General features: G+C 58.7%; 10 protein-coding genes. 6 read left to right on the top strand and 4 right to left on the bottom strand.

Features of this window, described 5'->3' with window-relative positions; translation table 11 throughout:
- Positions 1-14: 14 nt before the first annotated feature.
- Positions 15-548 carry a cupin domain-containing protein gene (locus E0473_RS10850; RefSeq protein ID WP_137680846.1) on the top strand — a complete coding sequence of 178 codons (534 nt, stop codon included), beginning with the start codon at positions 15-17 and terminating at the stop codon, positions 546-548.
- A gap of 76 nt (positions 549-624) precedes the next feature.
- Here the strand turns inward: E0473_RS10850 and E0473_RS10855 are convergent, their stop codons facing one another.
- Complete coding sequence (locus tag E0473_RS10855; protein ID WP_161981575.1) at positions 625-1,086, bottom strand: MaoC/PaaZ C-terminal domain-containing protein; 462 nt, start codon at positions 1,084-1,086, stop codon at positions 625-627.
- Between the two features lie 127 nt (positions 1,087-1,213).
- Complete coding sequence (locus tag E0473_RS10860; protein WP_137680848.1) at positions 1,214-1,753, bottom strand: cytochrome b; 540 nt, start codon at positions 1,751-1,753, stop codon at positions 1,214-1,216.
- A gap of 74 nt (positions 1,754-1,827) precedes the next feature.
- Between E0473_RS10860 and E0473_RS15540 the strand changes: the two genes are divergently transcribed.
- Genes E0473_RS15540 through E0473_RS10875 form a run of 3 tightly spaced genes read left to right on the top strand, consistent with a single transcriptional unit; the run spans position 1,828 to position 4,201 of the window.
- Positions 1,828-3,249 carry an ABC transporter substrate-binding protein gene (locus E0473_RS15540; RefSeq protein WP_206663435.1) on the top strand — a complete coding sequence of 474 codons (1,422 nt, stop codon included), beginning with the start codon at positions 1,828-1,830 and terminating at the stop codon, positions 3,247-3,249.
- Entirely contained in the window at positions 3,249-3,599 is a 351-nt protein-coding gene (locus tag E0473_RS10870) for a DoxX family protein (protein WP_137680849.1), read from the top strand. Before E0473_RS15540 ends, E0473_RS10870 begins: the two co-directional genes overlap by 1 nt.
- 20 nt (positions 3,600-3,619) lie before the next feature.
- On the top strand, positions 3,620-4,201 hold the full coding sequence (locus E0473_RS10875) for a TetR/AcrR family transcriptional regulator (RefSeq protein WP_161981576.1): 582 nt from the start codon (positions 3,620-3,622) through the stop codon (positions 4,199-4,201).
- A gap of 210 nt (positions 4,202-4,411) precedes the next feature.
- Here the strand turns inward: E0473_RS10875 and E0473_RS10880 are convergent, their stop codons facing one another.
- Together E0473_RS10880 and E0473_RS10885 are read right to left on the bottom strand one after the other, a co-directional pair.
- Positions 4,412-5,440 (bottom strand): amidohydrolase family protein, encoded by a 1,029-nt coding sequence (locus tag E0473_RS10880; protein WP_206663436.1) that lies wholly within the window; start codon positions 5,438-5,440, stop codon positions 4,412-4,414.
- A gap of 174 nt (positions 5,441-5,614) precedes the next feature.
- Entirely contained in the window at positions 5,615-6,532 is a 918-nt protein-coding gene (locus E0473_RS10885) for a LysR substrate-binding domain-containing protein (protein WP_161981577.1), read from the bottom strand.
- 208 nt (positions 6,533-6,740) lie between these two features.
- Here E0473_RS10885 and E0473_RS10890 point away from each other — a divergent pair, with 208 nt between their 5' ends.
- Entirely contained in the window at positions 6,741-8,075 is a 1,335-nt protein-coding gene (locus tag E0473_RS10890; RefSeq protein ID WP_241657453.1) for an aminomethyl transferase family protein, read from the top strand.
- Between the two features lie 99 nt (positions 8,076-8,174).
- Positions 8,175-8,900: formate--tetrahydrofolate ligase (locus tag E0473_RS10895; protein ID WP_137678841.1), on the top strand; the 726-nt coding region annotated here is incomplete at its 3' end.

Raw genomic sequence — 8,900 nt, forward strand, 5'->3', positions numbered from 1 at the left:
GGGGAGAGATCGGGATGAAAGTCAGGCGTATCGTTACCGGCAAGGATGCGAGCGGCAGGTCGCTGGTGATCAGCGACGGGCCATCGCCGCGCGAAATGATTCTTGAGCACACGCCGGGGTTTGTCTCGGCGCCACTTTGGCGCCTTGAGGGCACGCCGGACCTTACCTTGGGAGCAGAGCACGATGCCATGGCGGCCGGCGGGTCGATGGTGACTGGCGCAGGTGGATCGTCTTTCTGGGTGATTACCTTTCCGCCTGACAGTTCGATGGCGGACTGGGATCCGGTGGTCGCCGGGCCTGAAATGGGCGAGGCGTCCCCCGGCATCGCAGAGCGGATGGAGCCGGACAACCCGGGCATGCATCAGACGCCAACGGTGGATTACGTCACAGTGGTGAGCGGGACGGTTTCGCTTGAACTTGATGACGGGCAGATCGTGGATCTGAGCGCTGGCGATACGGTGGTTCAGCAAGGCGCGCGGCATGCCTGGCGCAATCGCACTGACCAGCCAGCCACCATTTCGGTAGTGTTGCTGGGGGCAGTCACTTGAGTGGCACGCCAAGTGTCGGACTTGAAGCGCCGGAGATGGCGGCCGGGTGCTGAACCATGCACCGGCCGTTTCGCGGCTAGGCCTTTGGCCGTGTCCTGATCATCACGGTATCGATCAGCGACAAAATCACCGTTCCATCAGCGCGCATAAGTTCGCCAAGGTGCTTTGCAATGCCTCTGTCCGGGCGCGAGGTGGATAGTCGCTTCTCAAGCCAAGTCAGGCGCAGGCGCACGGCGTCGTCTGGCTTGCCGGGTTCCTTGAAGCGCACCTCGTCGAAGCCGAAGCTGGCAATCACCGCCATATCCACGCCAAGTTCGTAAAGCAGGCGGTTCTTCGTTGCGAGCAGGAATGAGCCCGACGCGGTGATATCGCCCAGTCCTGCCTTGCGGGCAGTCTCCTCGTCGAGATGGATCGGAAGCGGATCCCATCGCCTGGCGAAGTCGCGCATCGCCTCGCGGTCCAGCATAGTCTCCGACGACAGCAATTGCGCATCAGGCACGATATCGTCGAAGTAGAATTTGTTGTTTGGTTCGCTCAAGACCATTCTCAATCTGGATACTCTACCCGCCGTATCGGTCTGTCGACCACTGCGCGCGATTGACCGCAACACCATATCCTGTTTCTGTCGGTCGGCTAAGCGCAGAACGGCGATGCCGGGTCCGGCGTCAGTCGCGCGCGCGCAACCGGGTCATGCGGGAAAGCGTATCGTCCTTGAGAACGAAGTGATGGAACAGGGCCATCGTCGCATGGCCGACGATCAGCGCGGCAAACACCCAGGCCAGAGGCGAATGGACGCTGCCTATCGACGCTGCCCAGTCGATTTCGTCGCCAGCAGGATAAAGCTCGATCCCGAAGGCTTCGATCGGATAGCCAGCGCCTACCATCCTGAGAATGCCGGTGAGCGGCAGGAGGACAAGCGCGGCGAAGATGAGGCGGTGACCAGCCTTCACATATAGGGCGTTGGAAGCATCATAGGGCGGACGCTCCTTGCGGACGGCAAAGGCGTGAAGAATCCAGAAAACGGCAAGCACCAGCATCAAGGTGCCGATCGATATGTGCCAGGAAACAAGCGTCTGGCCGACCCAATGCTCACCATCATCAATCCGGTCGCCGAACTTGAGCATCTGCCAACCTACGAGCAGCGCCGCCAGCCAGTGTAGAGACTTGGCAACGGGCCCGAACCCTTTGATCGATTGACCGGCCATCCGATATCTCCTTCATTCAAACAGTACGGAACGTCTGAGGAATCTCTCGCGACAAGCGGCAATTTGCAATTGGCTTGCGCTTCACCTTACGTTTGCAAGTTCTCTTCTACGATGCCGTTCAAGCGCTTGATTTCGGCAAATTGCTCTCGCATGCGCCGCATCGGACCGTTGATAACGTATTGGTAGAACGGCAGACTTTCAGGGTCGATGCCGCTCTTCTGCCGGTATCTCTCGATAATCGCATCGGATTCGATCATGTATTCGCCAGGGGCGAATTGCAGCGTTGGGAAGCTGACCTTTTCGGTTTTGCCTTCCAGCTCCTTCCGAATGACCTCGTCTTCTGGATCGTCCGGCCAGAATGCCCGAATTTCCATGTCTGCGAACTCGCCGATAGAGGCGAGATAGGTGGCCACCTTGAGGCAGAAGGGACACGAGCTTTTCAGATAGAGGATCGGCGCAAATTCAGCCATTTCCAGCTCCCGAGAGAGTTAAAACCTGCAGCACAGCAAGCCTTGGATTGCAATTTAAGATACCCATTGGTATTTCATCTGGCATACGAACGCAACAATTGCGGAGAGGATCGAATGAGCAAAACAACTTTCAGATTGGTCGGCGCAGCGCAGGGTTTCAACTGGCTGCCTGTATTTGTAGCTTTGGAGAAGGGCTATTTCGACCAGGCCGGGCTTGCCGTCGAACTGCAGAAGCTGGGGGGTGTCAGCAAGGCGACCCAGGCTTTGCTCGACGAGGAAGCGGAACTGGCAATCACGCCCCCGGAAGGCGCGATCGCGGACTTTGTGAATGGCGGCGACCTGCGGATTGTGGCTTCCAATTCCAACCGCCTGCCGATGTCGCTTGTCGCTCGGCCCGGGATCGAATCGATGGAGCAGATGAAGGGCAGCAAGATTGGCACCTCATCGCTTACCGAAGGCACCGCGATCTACACCCAGATCATGCTGGCCGAACATGGGTTGCACTATCCCGGAGATTATGACTTCGAACTCGCGGGCATCCACATCACCCGTTGGGAAGCCTTGCAGAAGGGCGAGATCGACGCCGCCCCCCAGCCTGCACCGTGGAATTTCATGGCTGAGAATGCAGGCTACAATCTGATCGGCGAAATTCCCGACTACATTCCCGAAGTGGTGTTTGCCGGCATCATCGGCAACAAGAGCTGGCTGGATGCAAACCCGCAGGTGATCGGGCCTTTCCTTTCTGCGCTCGACAAGGGTTATGCCTATGCCAATGATCCTGCGAACGAAGCGGAATGTGCAAAGATTTTCCAGTCGATCACCACGAAGGATGATGCCCAGCTTGCCCATCGCGGCTACGTTTACATGCGCGATCTGGGCATGTGGCCAGCACATATGGAAGTGACGGCAACGGCGCTGGCGACATCGATCGACCTGATGATTCGTGCCGGGTTGCTGGAAGAAGACAAGCGCGAGATGGCAAAGGGGGTGTTTGAACCCTCCTATCTGAAACGGGCGCTCGCCTGATGGCGGCGCTCGACTGGCAGGATCTCCTGCGCATCATGTGCGGGGCCTGGCTGCTTCCGCACGCAATCCTCAAGATAAAGAACGCCTCGCTGGCGCAGCAGACTTTCGCAGGTATCGGCCTCAAACCGGGGCCAGTTTTCCTGTGGCTTACAATCGCACTCGAATTCCTTGCTGCGGCCGGCCTGATCTTTGATATTTTTCCGCGGATCGCGGCAGGGCTGGCCGTGTTCGTGCTTGCGGGCGCCAGCTATGCCGTGCTGAAAATGCACGGCTTCGCCTGGCGCTGGAACAAAAGTGGTCCTGAATATATGGTGTTCTGGTCGCTAGCCACTGTCATTGCCGTAATTTGAGGACGTCCGCTTTGCCAACGATGAGCCGTGAAGAAAGTCAGGCACGCACCCGCCAGTTGCTGCTGGAGAAAGGCCCGGAAGTGTTCGCCAAGGAGGGCTACGAGAGCGCTTCTATCGACAAGATCGCGCACACCGCTGGTTTCACCAAGGGGGCCTTCTATTCGAACTTCGATAGCAAAGAGGAATATTTCCTCGAAATGCTGGAGTTGCATGCCGGGCAGGACGTGCCTGAAATTACTGCCATGCTTGAAGGCGTGACCGACCCTGACGAGATTATCGAAAAGATAGCGGAATGGTCGATTAAACGGGCAAGCAACCCGGTGTGGGGGGCGCTTGCTCTCGAAGTTCTGCGCAGGGCGAAGCGCGACGCAACCTATGGAAGCCAGCATTCCGAACTGTTTCGCGAACAATGGCGCGGTGTAGGCAGGCTCTTGCTGCCAATCTTTCCTGGCTGGAATGATCCAGATCCTGAGGTGCTGGGCGCGATTGTGCTTGAGCTCACCTATGGCGCGTCCTCGGGGATTGGCAACGGCACCGGACCAAACGTGGGTGACCTTGTGCGCAGCACTCTCAAGGCCTTCCAACTCGCCTATTCGCGTTAGGCGTCCTGTTCGCCGGTGCTGCGCGCGCTTGCAGGATTGTCTGCCGCGAAGTTCGATGGTTCTTCGAGTTCGACAATCTGGCGATAGGCCTTTGGAGACGTGGGCGGCATCGAGGCTTCGCTCTTGCATAAAGCTGACAGCAGCAGACCTTTCGATGAACGGACCGGAGCGCAAACAGCGCGAGCCAGGTCTCCGATCAGCTCGGTAAACCTAGCCAATTCCCAGTTCGCTGAGGCGCTTGTCCAGCAGGGGATAAATCCGTCTTGCGTTTCCTTCGAATACCTTTGCGCGATCTTCCGCCGAAAGATCCAGAGCGTCCAGATATTGTTTGGTGTCGTCCCAAGGGATCCCGGTTTCCGGATCTGCGCCGCGAACCGCACCTAGCATTTCCGAGGCAAACAGGATGTTATCGATCGGGATCACGTCAAGCAGCAGTTCTATACCGGGCAGGTGGTAAACGCAGGTATCGAAGCAGACATTGGGCAGGATGTGCTCGCCCGGATCAGGCTTGCCCATGCGCATCGCCAGCCCGCGATAACGGCCCCAGTGATAGGGCACAGCCCCGCCGCCGTGCGGAATGACAAAGCGCAGCGCAGGGAAATCGGCAAACAGGTCTCCCTGCAGGAACTGCATGAAGGCCGTGGTGTCAGCATTGAGATAATGGGCGCCGGTGGCATGAAAGTTCGGATTGCACGATCCTGATACGTGGATCATCGCCGGAACATCCAGTTCGCACATCTTCTCGAAAAAGGGATACCAGGATCGGTCTGTCAGAGGCGGGCCTTGCCAGTTGCCCCCGGATGGATCGGGATTAAGGTTGCAGCCGACGAAACCCAGCTCGGTTACGCAACGCTCAAGTTCGGCAATCGAGGAATTCAGGTCGGCGCCGGGCGACTGCGGAAGCTGGCAGACGCCCACGAAGTTGCGAGGGAAGAGGTCCACCACCCGCTTGATCAGATCGTTGGAATGGCGCGTCCACTCGATGCTCGTCTGCGCGTCGCCAAGGTGGTGCCCCATACCTGATGCACGGGGCGAAAACACGGTTACGTCGGCGCCGCGTTCGCGGATAACCCGCAATTGGTTTTGCTCGATGCTCTCGATGATTTCGTCATCGGTTATGTTTGGGTAGGCTGGCGATGCGAGCGAGTTCTCAACCGCATCCAGCTGCTGCGCGCGGAACGCCATGTGACCCTCCGGCTCGGTTGTGTAGTGGCCGTGAATATCGATGATCAAGCTCATGATGCTTTGCCTCTTGTGCCGTCCTGCGCACCAACCAGCCCAGGTCGCCGCATATCCAAATTAGCATACCGACCAGTATCTATACTCTGGTTTAGGTCAGGTCAAACAGGCGTGCTCGTGCGTTAAGCCACCTTTGCGGTGACGTTCGCGAAGCATTGCAAGGCTGGAATGAAGTTAGAGCGGGGCTTGAAGCCCCGCTGCTTTCGTGTGCGTCTTCAGGAAATCGCGCAGGGCAATATATTTGGCGTTTTCCGGTGCGCCATGCGGTCTGATGAGGCCGACCGTTGTCTGAGACAGGTCATCTTCCAGTTCCAGGATGGCAACATCATGCCCGTCATAGGTGCGCAGCGTGGCCGGACGCTGGATGAGCAGCGAATAGCCCAGGCCACGACCGACCATGCACCGCGCAAGCTCGTAGTTTTTGGTCGTGTAGCGGATCGAGGGTTGATGGCCTTGTGAAGCAAAGATGTATTCCGTGTTTTGACGGCTCGGACGCATGTCGATCTGAATCAGCGGCTCTTCGAGCAAGTCGGACAAGGAAACCTTTTTTCGCTTTGCCAGCCTGTGAGATTTCGCAATGATCACATAGGGCCTGTAGTCGCGAATGGGCTCAAGCTCGACTTGTCCCGAAACGTCGACGCTATACAGGATCGCGACGTCGATCTGCCCCTTGAACAGAAGGTCGAGTAATTCCGGGGCGGATCCTTCCGCAAAGGACAGTTCAAGCTCGGCGTGCTCGCGGCCAAAATGCTCCATGGCGGCGGGCAGAAAAAACGGCGCGAGCGTGGGAAAGCACCCGACTACGAACCTTCCCCTGAGACCCGTTGAACTCTGCGCCGCCTGATCCGCGAAGCTTTCCGCGCCCGCCAGCAATTGTTGCGCGTGGCGCAGAAGCGATGACCCAGCCGCGGTAAGTTCAACTCCCTTTCCCTTGCGGCGGATTACCAGCTGGATTTCCATGTTGCGCTCCAGCTCATCCAGCGCAAGCGCCAGTCCAGTCGCGCTAACATTGCAGCGCTCGGCCGCCGCCGAGAGCGATCCCTCCGCCGCAATTGCAGCGAAATACTCCAACTGACGCAAGGTAAACGGCAAGGGCATAGCAATGTTTTCCTAAGGTGCTTGTTCAATATAACATGTTTTACAATACATAGGCCAGCGCCTTAGAAACGCTCCATGGTCGCCCGCGAAATTGACGGCGGCACCATCAACGAGACGCCTGGAATGTCCGGGTTGTTGGAGGAGAGTTCAGATGTCAAAAAGCCTTGAACAACGAATTTCCGAAGCGGGAAATCCGCACACCATGCTTTGGGAGTCACAGGACCCACCCATCGTTTCCACCCCAGTGACCCCGGAATTCACCAACTGGCGTGACGAGCAGAAGGCATGGCGCACCAACGCGGTGCTGTTCGATCAGTCGCACCACATGGCCGATCTCAACATCAAGGGCCCCGATGCGCTGAAGCTGATCCAGGAGACCGCTATCAACTCGGTCGCCAAGTTCCCCATCGATTCGGCCAAGCAGTATATTGCCACCAATGCCGAAGGGCAGCTGATCGGGGACAATATCCTGTTCCGATATGAAGAGGACGAGTTCCAGGCCGTCGGCATCCCGCCGACCATCAGCTGGCTGCAATTCCACGCCGAAACCGGCGGCTATGATGTCGAGCTGGTGCGTGACAATCCATCCTATTGCCGTGTTGGCGGTGGCGATCCGCTGGTTTACCGCTTCGAAGTGCAAGGCCCTGATGCCATGGCCGTGATCGGTGAAATGCTGGGCCATGAACCGCCTACTGTCGGCTTCTTCAAGGGCACGCGCTTTAACATTGCAGGCAAGATGGTTCGTGCACTGCGCCATGGCATGGCGGGCGAGCCGGGTTTCGAATTCGTGGTGCCGTGGGAAGATCGCCAGCCGGTGATCGACGCGGTGCTCGAAGCGGGCGCCAAGCATGGCCTGATCCGCGTGGGTGGCCGTGCCTATCTCACAAACTCGCTTGAATCCGGCTGGCTGCCGCGTCCGCTGCCGGCCTTCTATTCGGGTGAAAGCACCAAGGCGTTCCGCGAATGGCTTCCGGCTGACGACGTCGATTCCGCCGTCTCGCTGGGCGGTAGCTTCTATTCCGAGAATATCGAGGATTACTACTTCTCGCCCTACGATGTCGGCTACGGCAAGGTGATGCGTTTCGATCACGACTTCATCGGTCGCGATGCGCTTGAAGCACAAAAGGCTGCGGGCCTCGACGAGAAGAACAAGAAGGTGACCCTGCAGTGGAATGCCGAGGACACGGCCAAGTGCTGGGCCTCGATGTTCGGTGAAGGGCCGAAGGCCAAGTTCTTCAACCTGCCGATCGCCCACTATGCGACCTATCACTATGACCGCGTTGAAGATGCATCGGGCAACTGCGTCGGCCGCTCGTTGCACACTGGCTATTCGGCCAACTTTGAATCGATGTTGTCGATCTCGGTTGTCGATGCGGCGCATGCCGAGCCTGGCACAGAACTGACCGTGGTCTGGGGTGAGCCCACCCCGTCTGCGAAGGTTCAGGTGGAAGATCACGTGCAGTTCAAGATCCGTGCGACGGTGCATCCCGCTCCGATCGACCAGCACGCACGCGAAAAGTATCGCAAGAACGCCTAGTCGATCTTGGATCTGGACATGGGGGGGTGCCAGCATCTTCCCATGTCCGCTTCGCTGACCGCAAAAAGCGGCAGCCTACATTACGAGAGAGGACCTTGCATGCCCACCGATATCGAAATCGCCCGCCAGGCGACGCTCATTCCGATCACCGAGGTAGCGAAAAACGCCGGCGTGCCCGACGATGCGCTGATCCCCTATGGCAAGTACAAGGCCAAGGTCGACACCGCCACCCTGCCCACCACCAGCAACGGCAAGCTGATCCTTGTCACCGCGATCAACCCCACGCCTGCGGGCGAAGGCAAGACCACCACCTCGGTCGGCCTTTCTGACGCGCTTCACCGCATCGGCAAGAAGACCATGCTGTGCCTGCGCGAACCTTCGCTCGGCCCCTGCTTCGGCGTGAAGGGCGGCGGCGCCGGCGGCGGTAAGTCGCAGGTGATGCCGATGGACGAGATCAACCTCCACTTCACCGGTGACTTCCACGCCATCACCTCGGCGCACAACCTGCTCTCGGCGATGATCGACAACTCGATCTACTGGGGCAACCCGAACGACATCGACCTTCGCCGCGTCACCTGGCGCCGCGTGCTCGACATGAACGACCGCGCGCTGCGCCAGATCGTCGGCCCGCTCGGCGGCGTGTCGAACGGCTTCCCGCGCGAGACCGGCTTCGACATCACCGTGGCTTCGGAAATCATGGCCATCCTGTGCCTGGCTTCGGACCTCGAAGACCTGCAGAAGCGCCTCGGCGACATCATCATCGGCTATCGCCGTGACCGCACCCCGGTGTTCTGCCGCGACATCAAGGCGGACCCGGCCATGACC

This window comes from Aurantiacibacter suaedae (genome assembly GCF_005434915.1).
Lineage (GTDB): Bacteria > Pseudomonadota > Alphaproteobacteria > Sphingomonadales > Sphingomonadaceae > Alteraurantiacibacter > Alteraurantiacibacter suaedae.

Coding starts and splice junctions, on each gene's coding strand:
- E0473_RS10860 (WP_137680848.1), bottom strand. CDS start 1,753: ATGGCCGGTCAATCGATCAAAGGGTTCGGGCCCGTTGCCAAGTCTCTA.
- E0473_RS10875 (WP_161981576.1), top strand. CDS start 3,620: ATGAGCCGTGAAGAAAGTCAGGCACGCACCCGCCAGTTGCTGCTGGAG.
- E0473_RS10880 (WP_206663436.1), bottom strand. CDS start 5,440: ATGAGCTTGATCATCGATATTCACGGCCACTACACAACCGAGCCGGAG.
- E0473_RS10890 (WP_241657453.1), top strand. CDS start 6,741: ATGCTTTGGGAGTCACAGGACCCACCCATCGTTTCCACCCCAGTGACC.
- E0473_RS10850 (WP_137680846.1), top strand. CDS start 15: ATGAAAGTCAGGCGTATCGTTACCGGCAAGGATGCGAGCGGCAGGTCG.
- E0473_RS10870 (WP_137680849.1), top strand. CDS start 3,249: ATGGCGGCGCTCGACTGGCAGGATCTCCTGCGCATCATGTGCGGGGCC.